The sequence below is a fragment of the Rhizobium sp. 22-785-1 genome (genome assembly GCF_053521965.1).
The window spans coordinates 113,999-140,565 of the sequence record NZ_JBNWDI010000002.1; the positions used below are offsets into that span (position 1 = coordinate 113,999).

Below are 26,567 nucleotides of genomic sequence, written 5' to 3' on the forward strand. Positions count from 1 at the left end.
GCGGTTTCCATCAAGCTCTGCTCTCCAAAGGGAAGACCTTGGACGGGTTCAATATCCAGTCTTCGTCAAAGGCGGCGCGAACTGCCATCTGCTGCGCCAGATCGGCGTCTGAATATTGATGCCGCATCAAATCGCGCTTCTCGATGCCGACACCATGCTCCCCGGTCAGACAGCCGCCTGCATCGACGCAGAGTTTAAGTATCTGGTTGCCCGCCTCTTCGGCGCGCGCCGCATCGTCTGGATCATTGGCGTTGAACAGGATCAGTGGATGCATGTTGCCATCACCGGCATGGAAAACGTTGGCGACGCGAAGGCCGAGCGCGTCGGTGATCTCGCTCGTCTTCTTCAGCACATGAGAAAGCTGGCTGAGCGGCACCGTGCCATCCATGCAGATATAATCGGCAATCCGGCCAGTTGCACCGAAAGCGGATTTCCGGCCCTTCCAGATCGCAGCCGCCTCCATCGCCGACTGACACTCGCGCACGGTCTTCACTGCATGCTGGCGAGCAATTGCGACGATATCGGCCAGCATGGCATCCATCTCATCTTCAGAGCCCTCAACCTCGACGATCAAGAGCGCGCCGACATCGAGCGGATAACCTGCGTGGGCAAAAGCCTCACAGATTTCGATGGCCGGCTTGTCCATGAACTCGATCGCCACAGGAATGATCCCGGAACCGATAATGTCGGCCACGCAGGAACCAGCCTCTTCCGAGCTTTCGAAACCGAAGAGCACCGGGCGCGCGCCTTCGGGCTTGGCGATCAGGCGCACCGTGGCTTCGGTGACGATGCCGAGTTGACCTTCCGAGCCACAGACGAGACCCAAAAGATCATAGCCTGATGCGTCGAGATGCTTACCGCCAAGTTCCAGCACCGTGCCATCCACCAGCACCATTTTCACCCCAAGCAGATTGTTGGTGGTGACACCATATTTCAGGCAATGCGCTCCACCGGAATTCATGCCGATATTGCCGCCGATAGTGCAGGCCAATTGCGAACTCGGATCGGGCGCGTAGAAGAACCCTTGCGGACTGGCTGCATCGGAAATGGAGAGGTTGGTGACACCTGCTTGGACGGTTGCGGTGCGGTTGAACAAGTCCAGTTCAAGGATCGAAGACATTTTCGAGAGGCCGATCACCACCGCATCTTCCTGCGGGATCGCACCGCCGGAGAGCGACGTACCGGCACCTCTTGGAACGACGGGTATGCCGTAGCGATGACAGTATTTCAAAACAGCGGAGACCTGCGCCGTGTTTCTTGGAAGCGCTACAGCCAATGGCAGCCTGCGATAGGAAACAAAGGCGTCCGTCTCGAAAGGTACGAGCTCTCTCGGCTCGTGGACGAGACACTCGGGGGGAAGCAGATCGGCAAGATCGGCAATGATCCTTCCCCGGCTGGAGAGCACAGAGGCGCGTGGCTTCAAGAATTCTATTGCTTGTGACATGATTTGCCGATGCCTCCCTCATCTCACCCATCCTATGCGGAGTTTAGGCCTTGGTGGCAAGCTGCGCAAATGCTAGAGATTATTTCCAATTTGGAAAGAATGGCTGGGACCGATGACAAATCTTGGTGATCTCGAGGTCTTTGCCAGCGTTGCTGCCTCCGGCAGCATGTCGGTGGCAGCGAAGGAACTTGGCTACTCGCCCGCCGTGATTTCAAAGCGCATCAAGCGTCTGGAGGAAAAGCTCGGCGCGCGGCTGTTTCAGCGCACGACACGCCAGATCTCGCTAACAGAGGCGGGCCAGGGATTTCATCAGAGAATTCTATCCGTCCTGGAAGGGCTGGAGGAGGCGGAAGACTTCGTCTCAGGCCGGTCAAACTCTCTGGCCGGAACGTTAAAAGTGTCAGCCTCCACCTCGTTCGGGCGAATGCATGTGGCACCGCATCTCAAAGGCTTCATGGACAGGCATCCATCGCTCTCCATCAACCTGACGCTCAGCGACGACTTCATCGATATCGTTGCTGGTGGCTACGATCTCGCCATCCGCATTGCCGATCTCTCGGATTCCAGCCTTGTCGCACGACGGCTTGCACCTGTCCGCCGCGTGCTGTGCGCCTCGCGATCCTATGTTGAGGAACACGGGCTGCCCGACACCATTGAGGATTTGAAGAACCATCGCTGCCTACCAGCACACAACAACGATCTTTGGCGGCTGGAAGGACCGGACGGAGCGTTCAATTTGCGCCCTGAAGGCCTGCTTGTGACCAATTCGTCGGAGGTGATACGCGAGGCGGTAATTTCCGGGCTTGGCATTGCGCTGCGATCCACCTGGGATATCGGGCCGGAGTTGAAATGCGGCGCGCTCATTCAGGTGCTTCCGGCCTATGAAGGATCGAAGAACGTGGCACTCTCGGCGGTCTATTCCAGTCGCCGGTTCCTGCCAGCGAAGGTTCGTCTCTTCATTGATTATCTGGCGAACCTCTATGGTCCCGTTCCCTACTGGGACACGGATGCATTTTAGGGTCAAAACCTGATCAGAATAGGAATCTCGGTCTAATGCGGAGCGTCCGCCGCGTGGTGCTTGCGGATATTGCGCACCACCCACCATACGCCGATCACGGCAATGGGAACCGATGCGCCGGTGATCACGGCCGGATCGATCGGCAGCAGGTCATGCGTCACTGCCTTGGTGAGATAGCCGATCAGCCCGACGACGTAATAGGATATGGCAGCGACAGAAAGGCCTTCGACTGTTTGCTGCAGCCGCAATTGCATGGCAGCACGCCTGTTCATATTGTTTAAAAGCACGCTGTTCTGCCGCTCCAGCTCGACATCGATCCAGCTGCGCACCAGCGATGTGGCACGATACAGCTTTCGAGACAGGTTGGCCTGGCGTTCCTCAACCGACTGGCAGGTGCGCATGGCAGGCGCCAGCCGCCGTTCCAGAAAGGTGGCCATCGTTTCGTGCCCATGGATCGGCGTTTCAGCCAGTGTGCGAATGCGCTCGCGGACAATGACGTCATAGGCGCGGCTTGCGCCGAAGCGATAGAGGCTAAGCGCCGCGTTGGCCTCCAGTTCTGCTGCAAGGCGGGTCATTTCGGCCAGAAGCGCATCGGCTTCTTCTCGCGCACCGTTCTTCATCCGCTGCGTGATCGCGGTCAAACCGTCTTCTATACGACGGATTTCCGGCGACAGTGTCTGAGCCAACGGCAATCCGAGCATGGCGAGCGTCCGGTAGGTTTCGATGTCCAGCAGACGCTGCACGATACCCCCACGCGCCGAATCGGTCAGGCCTCTGTCGAGCAGAAGAAACTGCGTCAGCCCATCGCGATCCTGCCGAAAGTCGGTAAGGATGGACGCCTGCCCTTCGCGAACGGTGCTGTGGCATAGACTGATCGGATCGAAATGGCTTTCTGCGTTGGCGGTTTCCGGTCCATCGTCACGAATTTCGAGCCTGACCGCAGAGATCAGTGAGCCGGGGGGCGAAAAGCCATCTCCAAAAGGATCGCCAACGATCTCGCCGCCAACCTTCTCCGGCGCCGGCCCATCCCAGAACCAGGTAGAGAACTCGGTATGTCTTTCCCATCTGAGCGTGCCCAGGCCGCAAGGCATGGCGTGGTGACGGGCATCGCGTTCCGGTGGCGCGACACCACGGCTACGCGACATTTCCGCAATCGCCGAATGATGTACGGAGGCGCCACCATCCATCATGAAGGCCAACTGGATGATAATGCGTGACGAGCCGAGCAATACGGTCGGCCTCGCATGAATTTCCCCTAGCGCCAATGACCTCTCCGGCGCACTGGCAAATGCAAATCGTCCCCTCGCCATCAGCCCTCTCCGTCTCAATCATACAGATTTATCAAATCGCAAGCCGCATGGGCAGATGCCGAGTTGCCGCAGGCGAATTGCTAAAACACCCCTTGCCCAGAGATATAGTCTTTGGCGACTGAAGAAAGAAAATCCTATTAACGCAATTTTTCCGGGAACTTTATCAACTTTGAAACGTTCTTGACGGGTTATTGGAAAATTCTACCAAGATGGGACGCTATGACTACCACGAGCGAAACTGAACGCTATCCGCGGATAGCACTCATATCGACGCATGGCTACGTCGCCGCACACCCGCCGCTTGGCGCAGCCGACACGGGAGGACAGGTCGTTTATGTCCTCGAACTTGCAAAAAAACTCGGTCAACTCGGCTACACGGTCGATCTATACACCCGCCGCTTTGAGGACCAGCCAGAGATCGATGAGGTGGACGAACGTGTTCGCGTCGTGCGCATTCCCTGCGGCGGAAAGGAATTCATTCCGAAGGAATATCTCCACCGCCACCTTCTGGAGTGGTGCGAAAATGCGCTGCGCTTCATCAAGAAAAACGCCCTCACCTACTCCTTCATCAACAGCCACTACTGGGATGCGGGCGTGGCCGGCCAGAGGCTGTCTGAAGCGCTGAAGATCCCGCATCTTCACACGCCACACTCGCTCGGTATCTGGAAAAAGCGCCAGATGGAAACCGACTACCCGGAGAAGGCGGATACGTTCGAACTCGAATTCAACTTCAAGGAACGCATCCAGCACGAGCTGATCATCTACCGTAGCTGCGATATGGTGATCGCCACGACGCCGGTACAGCTCGACGTGCTCCTCGAAGACTATGGACTAAAGCGCAAGCAGGTCCACATGATCCCACCGGGATATGACGACAACCGCTTCTTCCCCGTATCGGAAGCCTCACGGCAGATGCTGCGCCAGCGCTTCGGCTTCAGGGGCAAGACCGTGCTGGCACTGGGAAGGCTCGCGACAAACAAGGGTTACGACCTACTGATCGACGGCTTTTCAGTTTTGGCCGAGCGTGAACCCGATGCGCGCCTCCATCTTGCCGTCGGCGGCGAGAATATGGACAACCAGGAAACTACGATCCTCAATCAACTCAGGGAGCGAGTGAAGGAACTCGGAGTTGAGGAGAAGGTCGATTTCTCCGGTTACGTCTCAGACGAGGATTTGCCCGATATCTATCGGGCAGCCGATCTTTTTGTTCTGTCGAGCCGCTACGAGCCTTTCGGCATGACGGCGATAGAGGCTATGGCGAGTGGTACGCCCACGGTCGTTACGATCCACGGCGGACTGTTTCGCGCCGTGAGCTACGGGCGTCATGCACTTTTCGCCGACCCCTTCGACAAGGAAGATCTCGGCATTACAATGATGAAGCCGTTCAAGCATGAACGCCTTTACGGACGACTGTCACGCATGGGCGCGCACAAGGCCCGCAGCCTGTTTACCTGGACCGGCATTGCCCAACAGTTGCTCTCGGTCATCGAAGGGCGTCCGATAATGCCCGTGCTGGAAGAGTCCGATTGGGCCGAACCATGGAATGATGGCGATTGAAACCTGTAAGGCTTTTTTCCTCCGATCTCGACGGGACTCTCGTCGGCAATAACGAGGCGACGGCACGCTTTCGCGATTACTGGCATTCGCTTCCGGATGCCGAACGCCCGCTGTTGGTTTTCAACAGCGGTCGACTGATCGATGATCAACTCGATCTGATCGAGACAGTGCCGCTGCCCCGCCCCGACTACATTATCGGCGGCGTGGGCACGATGCTGTTCTGCTCCAATGACCCGACACTGTCGAAAGATTATGTGTCTTTCCTCGGATCGGGGTTCGACCCGCATGAAATTGCCCGCGTGATGCAAGGTGTGCCCGAGATCCGTCGACAGCCTGATCAGTATCAACATGGACTGAAGTCGAGTTGGTATCTACACGACGCGGATCAAGGGATGTTGACCGACATCGAGCGGCGTTTGAGTGACAATGGAATCATGGCGCGTATCGTCTATTCCAGCGATCGCGATCTCGACATCCTGCCGCGCGCAGCAGACAAGGGTGCGGCAATTCGCTGGCTTTGCGATCGGCTCGGCATTGAGCTTGGTGAAACCGTCGTAGCAGGCGACACGGGAAACGACCGTGCTATGTTCGAACTCCCTGAAGCCAGAGGCATCGCCGTCGGCAACGCGCTTCATGAACTGAAATCCTACGCAACCGGAAGACACAATGTAGTGATTTCGGTTGAAGCAGAAGCGGATGGCGTTATATCGGGACTAAAACACTGGATGAACCCTGCCACCATGCATCAGTAATTACAAAAATACTGGTGCAAGAGCAGCAAATCCGCATTGACCCGACTCCTTCGGAAAGAGAAAATGAAACTTGCCGAACACGGATCGGCTCGAGATTTCATTCACGTTCTTCGAAAGGAATACTTAGCGTTGAAGCTCCTGAGCCGATTGGCCAAAGATGTCAGCTTGATGCTGCGTCGTCCCCCACGCCAGCAATATGGCGCCATCTGCCACCGCCGTAACAAACACAATGGCGATGTGGAGGTGCTGTTGCTGACCAGCCGGGACACAGGTCGGTGGGTTATCCCCAAGGGTTGGCCAATGCAGGGCAAGAAGGCTCATGCAGTTGCCGAGCGCGAGGCCTTCGAAGAGGCTGGCGTCCGGGGCAACACACAGAAAGAGCCTTTCGGATTTTTCCACTATGAGAAGAAGCTGAAAAACGGTGTGAAGGTTACCTGTCTTGTTCAGGTTCACCTTCTGGAAGTGACGGATCTTATCAAAAACTTTCCCGAGAAGGAAAGCCGGACACTCGAGTGGGTTTCGCCTGAGGAGGCGCAAAAGCGGGTCAACGAGACCGAGCTGAAGCAGCTTTTCGTCGTATTCGGCAAACAGATGGCTCGGGGAACGCCGTCGGCCCTGCAACACGCTGTCGGCTCTCAATGACGACGATGTGGTGCCACTACGACAGGCACTCGCGACCATTGGCGCCATAGAGCGTTTCCATGGCGCAATCACCTGAAAATCGCAAAAAACCAACGCTCGACAAGGATCTCGACAAGATGACCCGCGTCGAGGAGGCGGTCAATCATCTTGGCCAGCGATTGGTAGCACCGGGCGCTGCACTTCTGTTCCTGGTCGTGACCGCGCTGGTCGCCAGTTCCTATGCCGGCAGTACGCCAGGCGCGGTCATCACGCTCGCCGCAGCCATCATCGGCGCCTATATGGCGATGAATATCGGCGCCAAGGACGTTGCCAACAATGTGGGACCGGCCGTCGGCTCAAAGGCACTGCCGCTGACCGCTGCTCTCATCATCGCCGCAATCTGTGAAATCTTCGGTGCGCTCGTCACCGGTGGTAATGTTGTCGAGACGATTGCCAGCGGCATCGTCGATGTCAGAACCGTACCAGACCCGCATGTCTTTGCCTGGGCGATGCTCGGAGCCATCCTAGCAGCCGCTCTTTTGGTCAATATTTCCAACCTGCTCAAGGCGCCAATTTCTACCACGCACAGCATCGTTGGCGCGGTGGCAGGTGCCGGCACCGCAGCCTTCGGCATTGGTGCGGTGGACTGGACGTCGCTGCTCGGCATTGCGCTGACCTGGGTGCTCACCCCATTCATCAGCGCCTTCTTTGCCATCGCCCTTCTCGCATTCATCAAGGAGTTCATCATCTATCGCGATGACAAGATCGCCGCAGCCCGCAAATGGGTACCGGTGCTGCTTGGCGTGATGGGAGGAGTGATGACCTCCTATCTGATGCGCTTCGGGCTGCATCGGGTCATCGATGTTCCAACCGGCGTATCGCTCGCAGCAGGTCTTTCCGTTGGCCTCATCGGCTGGCGCCTTTGTATTCCGCTCATCCGCAACCAATCCGAGGGTCTGGAAAATCGCAATCAATCGCTTCGCACGCTGTTTCAATGGCCGCTGATTTTCGCAGCAGCACTTATGTCCTTCGGTCACGGCGCCAATGATGTGTCCAACGCTATCGGGCCAGTGGTCGCCATCGTGCGTGCGGATTATGGCAACCTAACCGAGGTTTTTGCACCGGCACCGCAATGGGTCATGCTGATTGGTGCTTTCGGGCTGTCTTGCGGCATCCTGCTGTTTGGACCGCGCCTGATCAGGCTCGTCGGCGAGCAGATCACCAAGCTTAACCCGATGCGTGCCTTCTGCGTGTCCACCTCGACGGCACTCACCGTTCTCACAGCCTCGCATTTCGGCATGCCGGTCAGCACAACGCATACTGCAATTGGCGCTGTCTTCGGGGTCGGCTTCTTTCGCGAGTGGTATACGCAGCAGGGCCGAAAGCAACAGGAAGCGCTGCGAAAGAGCCTTGCGCCAGCCAATTCTTCCGCGGACGAACCAGACGAAAACACCTCGGAGACGCGGCGGCGTTATCTTGTCCGCCGGTCGCATTTTATGACGATCATCGCCGCCTGGGTCGTAACGCTGCCAGCAAGTGCGGCCTTGGCAGCAACGCTCTACGCAATCATGCATCTTCTGTTTATATGAGCGGACAGATCATCAACCTATCGAAGTACCAACATGCGCGCCAATTTCAGAATGCAGCGGCTTTTCGTCAGCCAGTCCTTGCGGCTCGGCGAGCCCGTGGAAGCAGACAGCTACCAGTTCAACTACCTCGCTAATGTACTGCGCATGGGCGATGGCTCAGAAATCCTCCTCTTCAACGGTCGCGATGGAGAATGGAAGGCCAGCCTGTCATTCCCAACGCGCAAGAAGATCGTGCTGAGACCTTTCGAAGAGACACGGCCTCAGCCGGAAACACCCGACCTGCATTATATCTTTGCGCCGCTGAAGACCGGACGCATGGACTATCTCGTGCAGAAAGCGGTGGAAATGGGTGCCGGCTTTCTGAGGCCGGTTTTCACTCAGCATGTACAGGGCAAGATCACCAATCTCGACAAGCTCAGGGCAAACGTCATCGAAGCTGCGGAACAATGCGGTATTCTGGCCGTGCCGGAGGTCGAAGAACCTGTCCGGCTGAAAGACCTGCTTGAAAGCTGGTCGCCTCACCGCCGTATCATCTATTGCGATGAAGGCGATACCGGGCAAAATCCCCTGCCCGCGCTTCGAGCGATCAACGAAAAGCAACTGGCCCTTCTCGTCGGACCGGAGGGCGGCTTTTCAGAGGAGGAAAGGCAGTTGCTGCGCAGCAAGGCCTGGGTGACGCCCATACCACTCGGACCCCGCATATTGCGGGCCGATACGGCAGCGGTCGCAGCGCTTGCAGTCATTCAGGCAAGCATCGGCGACTGGGAATAATCCAGCGGAAGATGTCGCGCTCGTACAAATTTCCGGCATGAATTCATGCTTAAAAGAAATTCATTTGCTTGCACCGTGGCGGCACCCTATCAGCGATGGCAACATCGCTGCGCAGGCGGCAAAGACAACAAGGTAATTTCATGGCCCGCGACACCACTGACCAGACGCCGATTTCCTCCGTACAGGAACTGACAGACTATCTGGCCGAAGGCTGCAAGCCGAAAGAGAAATTCCGGATCGGTACGGAGCACGAGAAGTTTGCCTTTTTCCGTGATGGCAACAAGCCAGTACCCTATTTCGGTGAGGCCAGCATCTCCGCACTGCTGAAGGGCATGCAGGAAAAGCTCGGCTGGGAGCCGATCATGGATGGGCACAATATCATCGGCCTTGGCGAACCGAGCGGCATGGGCGCAATTTCCATCGAGCCCGGCGGCCAGTTCGAGCTGTCCGGCGCGCCGTTGGAAAATCTGCACGAGACCTGTCGGGAATCCAACCAGCACCTGGCGACCTTGCGCGAGATCGCCGAACCGATGGGCATTCGATTCCTCGGCGTGGGCGGCAGCCCGCTCTGGACATATGGTGAAACACCGCAGATGCCGAAGTCGCGCTATGCGATCATGACCAACTACATGCCCAAGGTCGGCACCAAGGGTCTGGACATGATGTACCGGACCTGCACCATCCAGGTTAATTTGGACTTCTCCTCGGAAGAGGACATGCGCCGCAAGATGCGCGTTTCGATGAAGCTTCAGCCACTTGCAACCGCGCTTTTTGCCTCGTCGCCCTTTACCGAAGGCAAGCCGAACGGGCTGCTCTCCTGGCGCGGCGATATCTGGCGCGACACCGACAACCAGCGTTCCGGCGTTCTTCCTTTCACGTTCAAGCCGGATTTCGGCTTCAAGGACTATGTCGAATGGGCGCTGGACGTGCCGATGTACTTCATCGTGCGCGACGGCAAATATCGCGACTGTACCGACATCACCTTCCGCCAGTTCATGGCGGGCGCGCTGAAGGGTGTGATTGCCGACTGGGAACCCAATCTGGGTGACTGGACGAACCATCTCTCCACGCTGTTCCCGGACGTGCGTCTCAAGCGTTTCCTCGAAATGCGCGGCGCCGATGGCGGTCCATGGCGGCGCATCTGTGCGCTGCCGGCCTTCTGGGTCGGCCTCCTCTACGACGACGATGCTTTGGCTGCAGCCGACCAGTTCACCGCGGACTGGAAAGTGGATGATGTGATCGCGCTTCGCGATGCCGTTCCAACGGCAGGCCTGAAGGCGACGATCGCGGGACGCGACCTGCTGGACGTGGCACGCGACGTTGTAGCGATATCCCGCAAGGGCTTGCAAAGCCGGGCGCGACTGAACCGTGATGGACAGGATGAAAGCGTCTTCCTCTCACCGCTGGAAGAGGTTCTTGCCAAAAAGGCGACGCTCGCAGACGACATGCTGGCGCTCTACCATGGCCGCTGGCAGCAGTCGGTTCTGCCCGTATTCGAAGACTATCAGTATTAAGTGCGCTGCCCTCACGGGCAGCGGCGCGACATTCACGATCCGGACGAAAAAAAGCCCGGTGCGGCTTGGGACCTGACACCGGGCAAAGGCAGGGCTATTGGCAATCACCCTGCGGGGAAACTTGATGCCGGGATCCCGTTCTCGGCATGGGACGTCACGGCTTGCGAAGCCGCGTAAATCGCGTACCTGAATGGGTCCTGGCCGCCCGCGCCAGATGCATACTTGGATCATCTAGAAAGCCGGCCTCCAGCGCGCTCACCACATCGCCACGCGTCAGTCCGATATCTGTGAGCTGCTGATCGGTCATGTCCGTCAGCTTGTTCACGGCCATACGGTTCATGATGGAACGCGCGAGTTTCGCCACGCGATTGAGAGCCACGTTCCAACGCGTCTCAATCGAGACTCCGGGGGCGACAATCTGCAATTCCATTTTCCGTTCTGCCGTGCGCATGACAAGGTCCTTCCGATTGGGCACGTAAATATATTGCTTCATGCTCTCGCACGAAGACACTGGTGAGGTTGAGGCCGCCGCTCGAAAGCGTTGACCGGGTTGATCGGATGTCTTGAGCGTCAAAATGTCGCAAGTCTATTGATCAGTCCAACGAATGTTTCTAATGTCAGATATCAATTGCTCTTATGGATGGCCGCTTTGACCGCTCCGCTCGATATTGACCAGCTTCATACGTTCATCGCCATTGTTGATACGGGCAGCTTCACCAAGGCCGCGGACAGGGTATTCAAGACACAATCGGCAGTCTCGATGCAGATGCGAAGGCTCGAAGAGCGGCTAGGCAAGCAGCTTTTCGCCAAGGACGGGCGTGGCAACAGGCTGACGGCGGAGGGTGAGAAGCTGATGCATTATGCTCGCCGTATTATCCGCCTTAACAACGAGGCGGTTGCAGCCTTCGATGACAACCGGCTGGAAGGGACGTTACGCATTGGCACGCCTGATGATTATGCCGACCGCTACATGCCCGAGATCATAGGACGCTTTGCCAAGACGCATCCGAATGTCGAGCTCTATATCGTTTGCGAGCCGTCGATCAGCCTTGCGGAGAAGATGGCGCGAGGCGAACTCGACATCGCGCTGGTGACGCATAATCCACGGACGCGAGTATCGGATATCGTACGTACCGAGCCTCTTTGCTGGGTCACGTCGGCAAACCATCCCTTGCGCGATGATGCGCCCGTGCCGCTCGCTGTCGGGCGACGCGATTGCCACTGGCGGCAGCTTGCCTGCTCGGCTCTCGATGCTGATGGCCGGGATTATCAAGTCCTGTTCACCAGTTGGTCTTCCACCGTGATTGCCGCTGCCGTCCTTGCCGGCATGGCGGTCTCGGTTTTGCCGGAATCAACACTTCGAACGGGCATGCGGGTGCTGACGTCGGCCGATGGCTTTCCGCCTCTGCCGCCGGTACAGATCGGCCTGATGAAGCGTCCCGGGCTGTCGCCCTCGCTCATCAATGCCATCACCGATCACATCACTGCGTGCCTCGACAATATCACGCTCAGCCCTCTCCCTGAGGAGTTGGACTCACGCGTGAAGATGCTGCCCGGTATGCAAAAGCTCAAATCCACCTACGTCGCACCGGGCTGGTAAGCTCTCGCGCCTCTTTCTTGGTTGATAATTCCAGCTTTCGAAGATGAGCTTTTATTGATAGGAAACTCCTATCATGCTTACGCTTAGACAGATGCGATATTTCGACTGCCTCGCACGCACCCTGCATTTCGGCAAGGCGGCGGCCGAAGCCCATATCAGCCAGCCGGCGCTTTCCGTGCAGATCATGGATATGGAGGAGCATCTCGGTGTCAAACTTGTGGAGCGCAGTCGCGGCGATATCACCATCACCCCCAAAGGCGACGAGGTCTTGCAGCACGTGCGGGCCATTCTTCTGGAGGTGGAACGGCTGGAAGAAGCGGCGCGAAAAACCTCAGGCGCCCTGGAAGGATTGGTTCGAATTGGGATCATTCCTACCATAGCGCCCTATCTCGTGCCGAAACTCGTACCGCATCTTCGCGCGCATCATTCCCTGATCGAGATCGAACTGAAGGAGACCGTCACCGACCGTCTTTTATCGGATCTTTCCGCTCGCAAGCTCGATGCGGTGATTGCCGCAATTCCGGTGGAAGGGGAAGGGCTGGAGACGTGTCACCTGTTCACCGATCGCTTCTTCATGGCGACAGCAAAGAGCGACGACAAGGTTCTTGTCTCCCCCGTCAATGAGGGACAGGTCGACATGGACCGGCTGCTGCTGCTGGAGGAAGGGCACTGCCTTCGCGATCAGGCACTGGCGGTCTGCGGCACCGCGGGCAAGCGCAGCCTCGTCAACTACGGCGCAACCTCGATGGCGACATTACTGCAGATGGTGTCGCATGACATGGGAATGACGCTGATTCCGGAAATTGCCATTCCCACGGAGACGATGCGAAACAATCTCCGCATCGTTCCCTTTGCCGATCCGGCCCCAGCAAGGGAGATCGGCCTTGTCTGGCGCATGGCGAGCGGACGCAAAGGCGACATCGCCGCTCTTGCCGATGCCATCAGGCAATCTATCCGCTAGGCTCGCAATTCCTACTCTAGCGCGAGCCAGATGAAGAGCCATCCCCACATCAGAAGCAATGCCACGAAACCTGTGATGAAGGCCGGACCGCGGTAGCGCAGCCGGTTGCTGGTGACGTGGATGTAGGAATGGAAAATGCGCGACAGAACGAAAATCCAGCCGAGCACGATGGTAACGATATTGTCCGCATCCGTGATATATAGCAGCAGACACGCCGCGTGGAAGAGCATCGGCAGCTCGAACTGGTTGGCAATGTTCTTGTTGACCAGCTTGCTTTCCGGCGCCTCCTCGCCCGCATCACGGAAACGGCGCACGGCGTCGCCATCGACAAAGGTAAATTTCTTGCGGCGATATGCCAGCAGCCCATAGAGCCAGAACACCAGAAATGCGTGAGCGATCATTGGCCAGAACATGGCAGTCGTGGGCGACATACTTCTTCTCCTATCAACAAAGACGCTCTCCAAACAGGGTTTGGAGAGCGTTCAAATCATCTCAGTCTTTTACCCGAAGCAGGCAGCAGATCAAACAGCGCCCGGATAGTTCGGGCTTTCGCGGGTGATGGTCACATCATGCGCGTGGCTTTCACGCAAGCCGGCGCCGGAGATGCGCACGAAAGTGGCACGCTCCTGGAAATCCTTGATTGTGCCACCGCCGACATAGCCCATTGCCGCCTTCAGGCCACCAGCCAGCTGGTGCAACACGCCGGAGACAGGACCCTTGTAAGGAACCTGGCCTTCGATGCCCTCCGGCACGAGCTTCAGCGTATCACGCACTTCCGCCTGGAAGTAACGGTCTGCCGAACCACGCGCCATGGCACCTACGGAACCCATTCCACGATAGGCCTTGAAGGAGCGGCCCTGATAGAGGAACACTTCGCCTGGGCTTTCATCCGTACCCGCCAGCAGCGAGCCGATCATCACGGCGGATGCGCCTGCCGCTATTGCCTTGGCAAGGTCGCCGGAGAACTTGATGCCGCCATCGGCGATCACCGGAATGTCTGCCGCATGCGCTGCTTCGACGGCGGACATGATAGCCGCCAGTTGCGGAACGCCAACGCCTGCGACGATGCGCGTTGTGCAGATAGAGCCTGGGCCGATACCGACCTTGACGGCATCCGCACCCGCATCGATCAGCGCCTTGGTGCCAGCCGATGTCGCAACGTTGCCGGCAATGACGCGAACCGAGTTCGACATCTTCTTGACGTGGCTCACCGCATCGAGAACGCGCTGCGAGTGACCATGCGCCGTGTCGACCACGAGAACGTCAACGCCTACCTCGATCAGACGCTCAGCGCGCTCGATGGCATCGTCACCGACGCTGATGGCTGCTGCGGCACGAAGGCGGCCCTGCGCATCCTTCGTGGCATTTGGGTTCAACTGCGACTTCTCGATATCCTTGACGGTGATGAGGCCAACGCAGTTGCCCTTGCCGTCCACCACAAGCAGCTTTTCGATGCGGTGCTTGTGCAGAAGGCGGCGGGCTTCCTGCTGGTCGACGCTGCTTTCCTTGACGGTGACCAGGTTTTCGCGCGTCATCAATTCGTAGATCTTCTGCGCAGGGTCGGAAGCAAAACGCACGTCGCGGTTGGTCAGGATGCCGACGAGACGACCAATCTTATGGCCGCCGCTGCCACCATTTTCCACGACCGGAATGCCGGAAATGCCGTGTGCCTTCATCAGCAACTGGGCTTCAGCCAGCGTTGCATCCGGGCCGATGGTCACGGGATTGACGACCATGCCGCTTTCGAACTTTTTAACCTGACGAACTTCTTCGGCCTGTTCGATCGGGGTCAGGTTACGATGAATGACGCCGATGCCGCCGGCTTGCGCCATGGCGATCGCCAGGCGGCTTTCGGTGACCGTGTCCATCGCGGAAGATAGAATGGGAAGGTTGAGCTCGATATCGTGCGCAATGCGGGTCGCGATATTCGTCTGGCCGGGCATGACTTCGGAGTGCCCCGGCTGGAGGAGAACGTCATCGAACGTCAGCGCGTCGAGACCAGTGGGAGTTTCAATGATGCGTGCCATGGCCAAATTCCTTCAGTATGAAATGCATGGCCGATCCGGAACGAATGTTCACCCCGACGGTCCTGCAAAGGATTGCTTGGAAGTTGGCGAGGGCTGGTAACACGGTTATGACGGGAAGGGAATAGAGAAAACCGGGAAACATGTGCGATGCACCATGTTGCCGATAAGCCGCGGCTTTGTCGACCGCGGCTTAGGAGTTCTCTCAGATGCGTCTGCCGATCAGATGTCGAACTGGTAGGATTTGGGCACGAACCTGTATCCAGTCTCGAGCTTCTCTACATAGCCGACAGACGGGAACGGCATGTGATAGCCGAGGAACGGCACGCGATCGGTCGACACCATATCAAAGACTTTCTTGCGGGTCGCCGCAGCGGCGGCTTTATCCATATCGAAGCGGACTTCCCAATCTGGCCGCTGAAGCGACAGGACAAAGTGGTTTGCCGTGTCAGCCGTCAGGATCAGCCGCTTGCTGCCGGATTCCACGTTGAAAATCATATGGCCCGGCGAGTGGCCAAAGGCTGCGATGGCGGTGATGCCAGGAACCACCTCAGCGCCGTCATCGATGAATGTCGCCTTTTCCGCCAGCGGCTTCACGTTAGCGAGGACCGCCTTGTGACCACTTTCAGCGGGCGTGCCGGCACGCTTTTCATCCGTCCAGAAATCATACTCTTTCTGGCCGAAGACATAACGGGCCTTCGGAAAGGCTGGCTTGCCCTTCTCCATCAGTCCGCCGATGTGATCTCCGTGCATGTGGGTCAGGACCACGACGGTGACGTCGTCCGGAGTATATCCCGCAGCAGCAAGACCCTCGAGCAGACGGCCATTGCCGGCTTCGCGGCCCTGTTCGCCGAAGCCGGTATCGAAGAGCACAAGGTCCTTGCCCGTATTGATCATGGCAGGAGAAAAGCTGTTGACGAACTGGTCGGTGGGCAGGAAATTCTTTTCCAGCAACTCCGCTACAGTTTCCGGGCTCTGGTTCGTTCCGAAGGTTTCACCCGGCTTGCCGGAAGGACGAGCACCATCCTTGACAACCAGAACTTCAAATTCTCCCAGCTTGAAACGGTTGGTTTCCGGCGGCATCGCGTGATTGATCTCCATAGATGTCTGGGGCTGTGAAGTCTGAGCAACCGCTGCTCCGCTCAATACGAACGGCGCGACGGCGCCCGCCCCTGCCGTTCCCAGAAGTGTGCGTCGGCTGATATTCATCCTGTCCATCGTGAAAGTCTCCGCTTGTGGGGTCCAAGGAGCTTAACGAGCGTCTAGGTATTTCGGTTCAGTGGCAAGCTCTCACAGCGTCGTGAAGGCGGTAGCGTGTCAATCCTTGCCAAATGTTTAGTTGGCAAGTCGAGATACCAGGAGTAGTAAGTGGTTCGAACTTTTGCCGGTGCGGGGTGGGCCGCAGTCAAGCCATGAACAGAATCATTCCGCTAATCCTTGCCGTCGCCCTTTTTATGGAGCAGATGGATTCCACTGTCATTGCGACCTCACTGCCTGCAATTGCCAAGGATCTGAATGTCGGACCCATCACGCTGAAGCTCGCACTGACCGCCTATATGGTTTCGCTTGCTATCTTCATTCCCATCAGCGGGTGGATGGCCGACAAGTTCGGCGCAAAGAAGATTTTCCGTTTTGCCATCGCAATCTTCGTGGTCGGTTCGATCTGTTGTGCGGTCTCAGGCTCTGTCGTCGAATTCGTCGTATCACGTTTCCTGCAAGGCATGGGCGGCGCGATGATGACGCCGGTCGGTCGTCTCGTTCTGCTGCGCACCACCAAGCGCACCGATCTCGTTTCCGCCATGGCGCTTCTGACCATTCCGGGTCTTGTCGGCCCGCTAACGGGACCACCCGTCGGTGGCTTCATCACCACGTACTTTTCCTGGCACTGGATTTTCCTGATCAATGTCCCGATCGGCATTATCGGAATCTGGCTTGCGACGATCTACCTGCCGGAAATCGAAACTACCAATCCGCCACCGATGGATATCGCCGGCTTCGTGCTGTCCGGCCTTGCGGCCTCCGGGGTTGTGTTCGGCTTTTCTGTGGTCAGCCTCCCCGCTCTGCCGCCCTTTGTGGGCATTGCCTCCATCATCATCGGCTTCGTCTGCGGCGCGCTTTATGTTCGCCATGCAAAAATCCATCCCGCGCCGATCCTGGATTTCAAGATCTTTCACAACGCCACATTCAGAACCGCCTCGATCAGCGGCACAGTGTTTCGCATTTCGACCGGGGCTATCCCGTTCCTAATGCCGCTGATGTTGCAGATCGGGTTTGGCCTCAACCCGTTTCAATCGGGCATGATCACCTTCGCGGGCGCCATCGGCGCGATCACCACCAAGTTCATGGCACGGCGTGTTTTCGCCGCAACCGGTTTCAAGGGAACCCTGCTCAGCGCTGGCATCGTCGGCGCCTGTACAACGCTTGCCAACAGCTTTTTCACGCCCGAGACGCCTTATTCGCTGATCATGATCTGTCTGGTAACGGCAGGTTTTGCTCGGTCGTTCTTCTTCACTGGCACCAATGCGCTCAGCTATTCCGATATCGACGATCGTCAAGCCAGCCAGGCGACATCGATGGCGTCCGTTTTGCAACAGATCAGCCTGGCGCTTGGCGTAGCCTTTGCGGCATCGATCCTTGAGGTCAGTGCCTACTTCTCAGGTCGCCACCTCGAGCTTGCCAACTTCCATCTGGCATTCATGATTGTCGCGCTGGTATCGCTGTTTGCCACACTGCCGCTTATGGCGATGGATAAAGGGGCGGGCTCTGAAGTGTCAGGCCACAGACGCAAAGTCTCACAGCCTGCAGAATAATTCTAAGCGTCCGTCGCCTCTGACGTGACCGTCTTGCGGCCCTTGAAGTGCTTGGCGAGCAGGAACATCTCCACCGATTCGGACCGCGACGAGGCGGGCTTGATGTGGATGACCTGCTTGAAGTTCTGCTTCAGCATATCGAGCAGCTGCTTCTCCGTGCCGCCCTGAAAGGTCTTGGCAAGAAAATGCCCGCCTTCGGCCAGAACCTGAACGGCGAAATCGGCTGCGACCTCGCACAGATGCATGGTGCGGATGTGGTCGGTCTTCTGGTGGCCGGTGGTGGGCGCTGCCATATCGGAAAGCACGAGATCTGGCGTGCCGCCGACGGCTTCCATCAAAAGCTCCGGTGCTTTCGGATCGAGGAAGTCGAGTTGCAGAATCTTTACGCCAGGTATGGGATCGAGTTCCAGAAAGTCGATCGCGGCAACACGGATATCATCCTCGGTGGAATCAGTCACCTTGGCAGCGATCTGCGACCAGCTGCCCGGCGCTGCACCCAGATCGATGATGCGATGCGCATCCTTCAGGATCTGATGCTTATCGTTGATTTCCAACAGCTTGAAAGCCGCGCGCGCACGGTACCCTTCAAGCTTGGCGCGCTGCACGTAAGGGTCATTGATATGACGCTCCAGCCAGCGGCGAGACGAGGCCTTCAGCTTCGTCTTCTTCACCTTCTGGCCAATCTTGCGTCCGGTACGGTTGGTGCTCGTGGGCGCCTTGCTCATATCAACCCTTCCGCTCTGTTCTGCCATGCGTCTGTATACGGCGTAACCTGTTACGGCGCCATGCGCCATCATCTGCCATCATATCGGTCAACAGGCCTTCGCGCAGCCCGCGATCTGCAACCCGCATGCGCCGGGCGGGCCAGCGTCTGCGGATCGCTTCCAGGATTGCGCAACCGGCCAGAACGAGGTCTGCACGATCCGGCCCGATGCAGGCATTGGCAGCGCGACCGGCAAAGTCCCAGGCCAAGAGTTTTTCCTGCATAGCCGTGACTTCGGCATCGGATAGCCACAGCCCATCGACCTTGCGGCGATCGTAACGCGGCAAGTCGAGGTGAACTCCGGCAAGCGTCGTCACCGTGCCGGACGTACCGATCAGATGGAAGTCATCAGGCGTCGACTGATCTGAAAGCGGCGGGCAGTGAAATGCGCCGAGCAGTCCTTCGACTTCCGTTACCATCGCCTCAAAGACTTGAGGCGTCACATCGCGACCACCATGGCGCTCCGAGAGCGTCACCACGCCGACCGGCAATGAGGTCCAGTGGGTGATGTGGTTGGCAAGCCGGTTCGAGCGGTTTTCGTTCAACCGAATGACAGCTATTTCCGACGAGCCGCCGCCAATATCGAACAGCACGACGGAGCGGGCTTCACGTCCCACCAGGGAAGAGCAGCCGGAGACGGCAAGGCGCGCTTCCGTCTCACGACTGATAATTTCGAGGTTGAGGCCTGTCTCACGCGTGACACGTTCGAGAAACTCTTCGCCATTCGTCGCCGCACGGCAGGCTTCGGTGGCAATCAGCCGCATGCGACGGATAGGCCGTCCGGCAAGCTTTGACGCGCAGACCTTCAAGGCTTCAACAGCCCTATCCATCGCGTCATCGGAAAGGCGACCGGTGGAAACCAGACCTTCCCCGAGGCGAACGATTCTCGAAAAAGCATCGACCACGCGGAACTGGCCCGGGCGTGTCGGCTGCGCAATCAGAAGGCGGCAGTTGTTGGTGCCGAGATCGAGCGCGGCATACATGTCGGCGCTGGGTTCGAAGGCCTCGCGTCCGCCCGCATGCCGCGAATGCGCAAAGCCTGTGTGCTCGACTGCCACCGCTGCACCATTGGCGCCTGCGCCATTCTGCCTCGCAACAGGCCGGGGCGCCTGGCTCGGCACCAGTGGCCTTCCCTGCGGATCACGATGCGGGCGCTTGCGATTGCGCGATTTTTTCTTTCCGGATGGAAACTGGTCGGTACGCGCCGATAGGTCCGGCTTCAAACCGTCTGCCGCAATGCCTGGATGTGCTTTCTGAGCGCCCTGCCCGCCGGAACGCCGGCGGCGTTTGCGTTTGCGCGGCTCCGTTCCAGGCTCGATACCGCCTGGTGGTGGAGCATCCTGACGGGAGTCGGCAATATGCAGCTGCGGCAAAGCAGACGCGGAACGGTTCTTGCCGCCTCGCTTGCCCTTGCCACGACGGGAACGCTTCGCCTTCCCTTTTTCTGCCACCGACGCCCCTGGTTCCGACGGCTTTGAGCCGTTGCCGGGGTCAATCACTGTTTTTTCCACTCCGCCGCGCAAAAGCCCGAAGGCATGCCGCTGGCGTTCATAAGGTTACGTTGGGGAGACCTTACCAGTATGTGACATTCTAGCCAACCGATTTTTGGTCGCGCGCAAAATCGTGCATGTCATTTCGGACAAGGATGAACAGTCTGCAGGGGATAGATCAAAAAGAAAAATTCTCTTCTCCCCGCAAGTCGGTGTGACGAAATGACTAACGGGGAGAAGAGAATGGTACGGTTGAGTGGGGTCGAACCACCGACCTCAGGTGCCACAAACCTGCGCTCTAACCAACTGAGCTACAACCGCACAAGAGACGCTTTCGCGTTACGGGGCTCACATACGGGGAGTTTTTCCCTTTTGCAAGTCCTTCTCTAATTTTTGCGAAAAAACCCATGGAAAGCAAGTCTGTTTTCCCGGGTTGGGCCATCACCCGCAACGGTGGAGCTCCGGTCCATGTGATATTAACTCTATTTCCCAATTCCCAGCGGCGATTATGGACCCAGCGGCCCTGTGAAGTTATTTAAGATTCTGTTAACGTCACGCCGATGCAGGCTGTGTTGTGCCTCATGAGGAGGCCGTGCGGCAGCGAAGGTCACGTAGTGCCAAAGTAGGTTCCGACATGCCCGCCGTTCAGTACCCGTTTATCGACATAGCCGTGCATGAGCGCGTACGGGAAAAGTTCGCCAATGGCGAGGCGCTTGCGCTGTTCTCCATGGACCTCAAAAATGCGCTTTGGGCCAATGGACGCGGTGCTGCTCTTTTCGGCGCAGCGATGATCTATGATTTCATCGAGCATGGGCCGAAGGTGCAGGACGTGGCGTTCCGGCAGGTCGCCGGTGCGGCAAGCAGGCTGCATGCGATCGGTGATCGTCAACAATTCATGATCCGCATTCTATCCGGCTTCCGCAGCGTGGCGGTGTCTGCGGCTCTCGAAGTCATCGAAGTGGGGCCGAAGCAGCCGCTATTGCTGTTTTCGGCCGTGCTGGACCAGTCGATTTCGTCGCTCGAAGATCGCGCGAAACGGATGATCGAGGGTTTCGACGATCCCGATATTCATATGGCGGTGATGGATGATACCGGGGCGACGATCGCTGCCTCGCCCAGGTTCGGCGATCTTGCGATCGCGCCGCAGACCGCCCGAACGCTGATCTCCATGGCGGCGCGCCACGGGAGTAAACTGGTGAAGCGTCCCGTTCCTACCGGCAAGGGATATATGCCCGCAGCGACCGCGCAGTTGACACAGGACCCGGCCCTCAATCTGGTCTTCGTGGTTGAAACCGCGCTCGGCACGCTCGACCCGTCCTCCGATTTTATGGAGGTGCGGCCCGAACCCCAGATCGAGGTTGCCGAAGAGAGAGCGGAAACAGCGCCAGAACCATCGCCGGAACCATCCCTCGCGCAGCAACTGGCGTTCGAAAGCGTTCTCGATGCAGTCCAGCAGATCGAAGAAACGGACGAAGCGCGGCAGGACACGGATGATGACGGTATTGCCGACGCGCTATTTGACGAGGACGACCTGTCGGTTTCACTGGCCTACAAGCAGGATACGGACGAAGAGTTGGAGGTGTCTGAGAGAGCTTCCCCCGCAGACGATGTTGCGACGGTAGACGACGACGAGCGGCAAGTGGCTACGACACGCGACGAAGGTTCCAGCTACAGCGAGCCTGTCAGTGTCGACGAGGATATGCGGACGCCGGAAGAAGGCTCTTCTCAATCGGAGAATGACAAGGCGGTTGAAGATGTGCCGCCTACGGGTGCGCGGGCCGAAACGCAAGTCGATGACAAAGGTCCGGCGAGCTCTTCGCGCTTCGAGTTTGACCCCAGCGGTCGAGCAAGTCGCTTCGTCTGGAAAATCGACGCAGCCGGATGCTTCAGTTCCATTTCGCATGAATTTGCAGAAGCCGTCGGACCGAAGGCGGCTGCCGTCGAAGGCATGAGCTTTTCCGATCTCGCCGCGCTCTTCAATCTTGATCCGGAAGGCAAGATTGCCGAGCTGCTGAAGCGTCGCGACACGTGGTCGGGCAAGACGATCTTTTGGCCGGTGGAAGGCACTTCCCTCGCGGTCCCCATCGATCTAGCAGCGCTTCCAACCTATACTCGCACGCGCGAGTTCGATGGCTTCAGAGGATTTGGTATCGTTCGTGTCGCGGATGCGGTCGAAGATCCGCATGCGGCAGGGCTTGCCTTGAGTGGAGAACCCTATCCGGAAGATCAGGAAAGTGAGGAGACCGAGGAGCGCACGGTCGATACGGGTGCATCTGAAACCGTTGAGTCACCAGCTCAATCTGAAACCGTTCCTTCCTCTTTCGAGAGAGAAGCAGATGACGTTTCGGCTGAAGCGGAAACCGGGCACCCTGTTCAAGCCACGCAGCAGAAGCGTTTTCACCAACCGCCGGAGCATGAGGTTCCGGTGCTGAAAATAGCTGAGACACAGGGCCGGCGCTATTCCGACAAGGTCGTGCGCATCGAGGAGCACCGCAATCGCCGCGATGGTCTGAGTGCCAGCGAAGAGGCAGCGTTTCGTGAAATCGGACGGACCTTGAAGCCCGTCGAGGCTGAGGACGATAAAACTTCTGTTTCCCAAGCGGCAAAGTCGGATTCTCCTCTGAGCGAAAATGCGGTCGAAGCAGCTGTTGACGACGCCGTCGCAGCGTCGCCAGAGGTCGAAGAGCCGCATATCGAGGCGGATGATAACGCGCCCATCGACGTCATTGCCGACGAAGAGGCAGCGACGAAGACCGATGACGATGCGTTCAAGGACTACACGCGCGGCGACGCGCCTGTCGCTTTTACTCATCCGCCAATCGGAAACCGCATGATCGGCAAGGATGGCGACAGCGAGGAAGCGCAGGTCGCGCCAGACAATGAAGAGCAAGGCCATGGCGAAGATGAAGTAGCAGTCGCGCTATCCTCTCGTTTGACGACGGGATTAACGGCCGAAACCGTCGACCAGATGCCGGTTGCTCTTCTCATCCACAGCGGCGATCAGTTGATCCACGCCAATCCGGAATTTCTGCGTCTAACCGGCTATGGAGATGTTGAGGAACTGGCGGCGCTCGGCGGCCTGGATGCGCTTCTTCAGCGGGATGAACTGGAAACGTTTTCCGAACAGAGCGGTGGCATGGTGGCCGTCAGTGCCGAGAACGAACTCATCCCTGTGAGGGCAAAGCTCCAGTCGGTCCGGTGGGAAAACGCCAGCGCCCTGATGCTGTCTCTCATCCCGTTTGAAGGCGCGCGTGATTCCGTCACCCCGCTCGAGGCTTCTGCGCCTGAAGAGGCACATGATGCCGCGCGGATGAAGGGAGAAATCGAGGAGCTTCACTCCATCCTCGAAACGGCGACGGACGGCGTGGTTCTGGTGGGCGAAGACGGGAATATTCGCTCGCTCAACCGCTCTGCCAGCGCCCTCTTCAATTACGACAATGCCGAAATCGCCAACAGGCCATTCGTTACGCTGTTTGCGCATGAAAGCCAGCGCGCCATTTTGGATTATCTTTCGGGCCTTGCCAATAACGGTGTCGCCAGTGTGCTGAATGATGGTCGCGAAGTCATTGGCCGCGAAGCCTCCGGTGGCTTCCTGCCATTGTTCATGACGATCGGTAGGCTCAAATCCACCAACGGATATTGCGCAGTCATCCGCGACATCACGCAATGGAAGCGCACAGAGGAAGACCTGCGCAACGCAAAGCGCGCTGCGGAAACCGCCAATGCGCACAAGACCGATTTCCTGGCCCGCGTCAGCCATGAAATCCGCACACCGTTGAATGCCATCATCGGCTTTGCCGACATGATGGCGACCGAGCGGTTCGGACCGATCGGCAATCCGCGCTATATCGAGTATTCGAACGACATCGTGCGGTCCGGCCGCCACGTCCTCGATATCGTCAACGATCTCCTGGACATCTCCAAGATCGAAGCCGGGCAGATGGATGTGGACTTCAAGGCGGTGGTCCTCAACGAAACCATAGCAGAAGCGGTTTCTCTTGTTCAGCCACAAGCCAACAATCAGCGTGTGATCATCCGCACGGCATTGTCGCAATCGGTACCGCCTGTCGTGGCCGACCTGCGCTCAATCAAGCAGATTCTGCTCAACATCCTGTCGAACGCTATCAAGTTCACGCCGTCCGGCGGCCAGATCGTCGTGTCCACAGCCTATGAGGCAAATGGCAGCGTGGTCCTGCGCGTCCGCGATACAGGCATCGGCATGACGCGCTCGGAACTGGAACACGCCATGAAACCGTTCCGTCAGGTGTCGGCATCCAGCAGCCGGGTGCGCGGCGATGGCACGGGTCTCGGACTCCCTCTGACAAAAGCGATGGTGGATGCCAATCGCGCCAATTTCGCCATCACCTCGACGCCGAATGAAGGAACTCTGGTGGAAATCAGCTTTCCATCGCAGCGGGTTCTTGCGAATTGACACGGTGAGGGACTAGCAACATCCGTGGTCGACGAATGCACGACCACGGAAGGACAAACGCCTTGCAGCCATCCGAACATTCAACCCTCGCATCGATGCGGAGTGGACCGCGTTTCAGCCCGCTGACGATCGCGGCGATGCTTCTCTCTGCGCTGGTCGCAATGCCGCTCATCGCCATTATCGTCATCGCCCTTACGGGCGGCTCCGTTGGCTGGCAGCATCTGCTCGTCAACGTGCTGCCTCGGTCGGGTGAACAAACGCTCCTCCTGCTGGCGATGACCGGTGCCTTCACCACGATTGTCGGCGTGACGACGGCCTGGCTCGTCACCATGTTCGACTTTCCCTTCCGGCGGCTGCTGTCGTTTGCTCTGGTGTTGCCGCTTGCGATCCCATCCTACCTCGCAGCTTATGCCTTCGGCGAGTTTCTGGATTTTGCCGGACCAGTGCAAAGCGGTCTGCGCGCGCTTCTCGGCTATCAGACCATCCGCGATTACTGGTTTCCCGATATCCGCTCGCTCGGTGGGGCCGTGCTGGTGCTGGGCTCCGTGCTCTATCCTTACATCTACCTGTCGGCGCGTGCGGCCTTCGGGTTGCAGGGGCGGTTCGCAACAGATGCGGCAAGGACACTTGGTGTGGGGCCGCTACGGCTTTTTCTATCGGTGCAGTTGCCGATGGCACGCCCTGCGATCATCATCGGCTTCGCGCTGGTGATGATGGAAACGCTGAACGATATTGGTGCCGTGGAGTATCTCGGTGTCCATACGCTGACGTTTACGATTTACGAGACGTGGCTGAACCGCGGCAATCTTGCAGGTGCAGCGCAAATTGCCGCGTGCCTTGTCTTCATCGTCGCGGCTTTGATCGTCATCGAGCGCAGAGCCCGCAGACAACAGCGCTTCGCCGCCGGCAAGGCGACAACGATGCATCAGCGGGCGGCCAGAGTTAAGCTCGCGCCCATGAAAGCGTGTCTCGCCAGCCTCGCCTGCACCCTGCCCTTCCTTTCAGGCTTTGCGGTTCCCGTACTCGTTCTCGGCAGCTATGCGCTCAAACGCCTGGATAGCATCACCGATCCGAAACTGTTCAAAGCGCTCCTCCATAGTTTCGAGGTTTCCATTCCCGTCGGGCTTCTCACTCTTTTGGGCGGATTTCTGTTGGCCTATGCGCAACGGGAGCGTCCCGCATGGCCAACACGTTTTGCGGTTCGCCTCGGTTCGCTTGGATACGGCATTCCCGGCACGGTACTGGCGATAGGCGTATTGATCCCACTTGCCGGTCTGGACAATGCCGTGGACGGACTGATGCGCGCCGATCTTGGCATTTCGACCGGCCTTCTCCTATCCGGCACGGCCTTTGCCATTATCTATGCCCATGGAGTGCGTTTCATGACGCTTGCAGAAGGCACGGTCGATGCCGGCTTCCAGAAGCTGTCGCCGCATCTCGACATGGCATCGCGAACACTTGGTCGCACGCGGCTTCAAACATTGTTGGGTGTACTGCTTCCCAACATCCGGCCCGCCGCAATTACAGCATCTCTTCTGGTGTTCATCGAGTCGCTTAAGGAACTTCCCGCTACGATGATGCTGCGGCCGTTCAACTTCAATACGCTGGCAACGCTGGTCTATGAAAGCGCTTCGCGCGCGCGCGTCCAGGATGCGGCACTTCCGGCGCTCGTCATCATCGCTGCTGGACTTGTCCCGGTCGTTTTCGTTTCGAGCGCTCTGGATACTGACGCGCAAAAAAGAGGCAGCTGACGCTGCCACTGAATTTGTGCTTTCAACGAGAGTAGGATCTAAAAATACATCATGTTTTTTGGAGCCACCGGCTCTCCATCCGCTCATTGAATGGACCCGCGTTGAATCCAGTTTTGGACAATTCAATTTAAGAGAAGGTTAAAAGCACAGCCAACCATTG

General features: G+C 58.0%; 20 protein-coding genes and 1 tRNA gene. 12 read left to right on the top strand and 9 right to left on the bottom strand.

The window, feature by feature from the left end:
• Positions 1-10: 10 nt before the first annotated feature.
• The gene (locus ACQZ5M_RS05340; RefSeq protein ID WP_296039020.1) at positions 11-1,444 is read right to left on the bottom strand and encodes an FAD-binding oxidoreductase; all 1,434 of its coding nucleotides are present in this window, start codon (positions 1,442-1,444) and stop codon (positions 11-13) included.
• 112 nt (positions 1,445-1,556) lie between these two features.
• Between ACQZ5M_RS05340 and ACQZ5M_RS05345 the strand changes: the two genes are divergently transcribed.
• Complete coding sequence (locus ACQZ5M_RS05345) at positions 1,557-2,462, top strand: LysR family transcriptional regulator (protein WP_296101951.1); 906 nt, start codon at positions 1,557-1,559, stop codon at positions 2,460-2,462.
• Between the two features lie 32 nt (positions 2,463-2,494).
• Here the strand turns inward: ACQZ5M_RS05345 and ACQZ5M_RS05350 are convergent, their stop codons facing one another.
• The gene (locus tag ACQZ5M_RS05350; RefSeq protein WP_296097653.1) at positions 2,495-3,772 is read right to left on the bottom strand and encodes a DUF3422 family protein; all 1,278 of its coding nucleotides are present in this window, start codon (positions 3,770-3,772) and stop codon (positions 2,495-2,497) included.
• A gap of 219 nt (positions 3,773-3,991) precedes the next feature.
• Between ACQZ5M_RS05350 and ACQZ5M_RS05355 the strand changes: the two genes are divergently transcribed.
• The 6 genes from ACQZ5M_RS05355 (at position 3,992) to ACQZ5M_RS05380 (ending at position 10,576) form a co-directional block, all read left to right on the top strand.
• Positions 3,992-5,329 (top strand): glycosyltransferase family 4 protein, encoded by a 1,338-nt coding sequence (locus ACQZ5M_RS05355; protein WP_449079235.1) that lies wholly within the window; start codon positions 3,992-3,994, stop codon positions 5,327-5,329.
• Positions 5,326-6,081, top strand: a complete 756-nt coding sequence (locus ACQZ5M_RS05360) for an HAD-IIB family hydrolase (protein WP_449079236.1) — start codon at positions 5,326-5,328, stop codon at positions 6,079-6,081. Before ACQZ5M_RS05355 ends, ACQZ5M_RS05360 begins: the two co-directional genes overlap by 4 nt.
• A 168-nt stretch (positions 6,082-6,249) precedes the next feature.
• Complete coding sequence (locus ACQZ5M_RS05365; RefSeq protein ID WP_296016928.1) at positions 6,250-6,723, top strand: NUDIX hydrolase; 474 nt, start codon at positions 6,250-6,252, stop codon at positions 6,721-6,723.
• A gap of 59 nt (positions 6,724-6,782) precedes the next feature.
• Entirely contained in the window at positions 6,783-8,291 is a 1,509-nt protein-coding gene (locus tag ACQZ5M_RS05370; RefSeq protein ID WP_296016929.1) for an inorganic phosphate transporter, read from the top strand.
• A 33-nt stretch (positions 8,292-8,324) separates the two neighbouring features.
• The gene (locus ACQZ5M_RS05375; protein WP_449079237.1) at positions 8,325-9,062 is read left to right on the top strand and encodes a 16S rRNA (uracil(1498)-N(3))-methyltransferase; all 738 of its coding nucleotides are present in this window, start codon (positions 8,325-8,327) and stop codon (positions 9,060-9,062) included.
• Between the two features lie 140 nt (positions 9,063-9,202).
• Positions 9,203-10,576, top strand: a complete 1,374-nt coding sequence (locus ACQZ5M_RS05380) for a glutamate--cysteine ligase (RefSeq protein ID WP_296097661.1) — start codon at positions 9,203-9,205, stop codon at positions 10,574-10,576.
• 154 nt (positions 10,577-10,730) lie between these two features.
• Here the strand turns inward: ACQZ5M_RS05380 and ACQZ5M_RS05385 are convergent, their stop codons facing one another.
• Positions 10,731-11,027 (bottom strand): DUF1127 domain-containing protein, encoded by a 297-nt coding sequence (locus ACQZ5M_RS05385; protein WP_296015636.1) that lies wholly within the window; start codon positions 11,025-11,027, stop codon positions 10,731-10,733.
• 198 nt (positions 11,028-11,225) lie between these two features.
• Between ACQZ5M_RS05385 and ACQZ5M_RS05390 the strand changes: the two genes are divergently transcribed.
• Positions 11,226-12,176 carry a LysR substrate-binding domain-containing protein gene (locus ACQZ5M_RS05390; RefSeq protein WP_296074942.1) on the top strand — a complete coding sequence of 317 codons (951 nt, stop codon included), beginning with the start codon at positions 11,226-11,228 and terminating at the stop codon, positions 12,174-12,176.
• A 73-nt stretch (positions 12,177-12,249) separates the two neighbouring features.
• Positions 12,250-13,137, top strand: coding sequence for a hydrogen peroxide-inducible genes activator (locus ACQZ5M_RS05395; RefSeq protein ID WP_296074939.1), 888 nt, complete (start codon positions 12,250-12,252; stop codon positions 13,135-13,137).
• An 11-nt stretch (positions 13,138-13,148) separates the two neighbouring features.
• Here ACQZ5M_RS05395 and ACQZ5M_RS05400 read toward each other — a convergent pair whose 3' ends face one another.
• From ACQZ5M_RS05400 to ACQZ5M_RS05410, 3 genes are all read right to left on the bottom strand, one after another.
• Positions 13,149-13,550, bottom strand: a complete 402-nt coding sequence (locus tag ACQZ5M_RS05400; RefSeq protein ID WP_296015690.1) for an MAPEG family protein — start codon at positions 13,548-13,550, stop codon at positions 13,149-13,151.
• 108 nt (positions 13,551-13,658) lie between these two features.
• Positions 13,659-15,164, bottom strand: coding sequence for an IMP dehydrogenase (guaB, locus tag ACQZ5M_RS05405; protein WP_296015641.1), 1,506 nt, complete (start codon positions 15,162-15,164; stop codon positions 13,659-13,661).
• A gap of 219 nt (positions 15,165-15,383) precedes the next feature.
• Positions 15,384-16,379, bottom strand: a complete 996-nt coding sequence (locus ACQZ5M_RS05410) for an MBL fold metallo-hydrolase (RefSeq protein WP_296080833.1) — start codon at positions 16,377-16,379, stop codon at positions 15,384-15,386.
• 194 nt (positions 16,380-16,573) lie between these two features.
• Between ACQZ5M_RS05410 and ACQZ5M_RS05415 the strand changes: the two genes are divergently transcribed.
• On the top strand, positions 16,574-17,971 hold the full coding sequence (locus ACQZ5M_RS05415) for an MFS transporter (RefSeq protein ID WP_296074933.1): 1,398 nt from the start codon (positions 16,574-16,576) through the stop codon (positions 17,969-17,971).
• Positions 17,972-17,973: 2 nt separating this feature from the next.
• Here ACQZ5M_RS05415 and ACQZ5M_RS05420 read toward each other — a convergent pair whose 3' ends face one another.
• From ACQZ5M_RS05420 to ACQZ5M_RS05430, 3 genes are all read right to left on the bottom strand, one after another.
• Complete coding sequence (locus ACQZ5M_RS05420; RefSeq protein WP_296039036.1) at positions 17,974-18,696, bottom strand: RlmE family RNA methyltransferase; 723 nt, start codon at positions 18,694-18,696, stop codon at positions 17,974-17,976.
• A gap of 1 nt (position 18,697) precedes the next feature.
• Positions 18,698-20,233: a Ppx/GppA phosphatase family protein gene (locus ACQZ5M_RS05425; RefSeq protein ID WP_365998840.1), complete on the bottom strand. Its 1,536-nt coding sequence runs from the start codon at positions 20,231-20,233 to the stop codon at positions 18,698-18,700.
• A 235-nt stretch (positions 20,234-20,468) separates the two neighbouring features.
• A tRNA-His gene (locus ACQZ5M_RS05430) sits at positions 20,469-20,545 on the bottom strand.
• Between the two features lie 313 nt (positions 20,546-20,858).
• Between ACQZ5M_RS05430 and ACQZ5M_RS05435 the strand changes: the two genes are divergently transcribed.
• Positions 20,859-24,656, top strand: a complete 3,798-nt coding sequence (locus tag ACQZ5M_RS05435) for an ATP-binding protein (RefSeq protein WP_296074930.1) — start codon at positions 20,859-20,861, stop codon at positions 24,654-24,656.
• Positions 24,657-24,751: 95 nt separating this feature from the next.
• Positions 24,752-26,407: an ABC transporter permease gene (locus ACQZ5M_RS05440; protein WP_296074957.1), complete on the top strand. Its 1,656-nt coding sequence runs from the start codon at positions 24,752-24,754 to the stop codon at positions 26,405-26,407.
• The last annotated feature ends 160 nt before the right edge of the window (positions 26,408-26,567 follow it).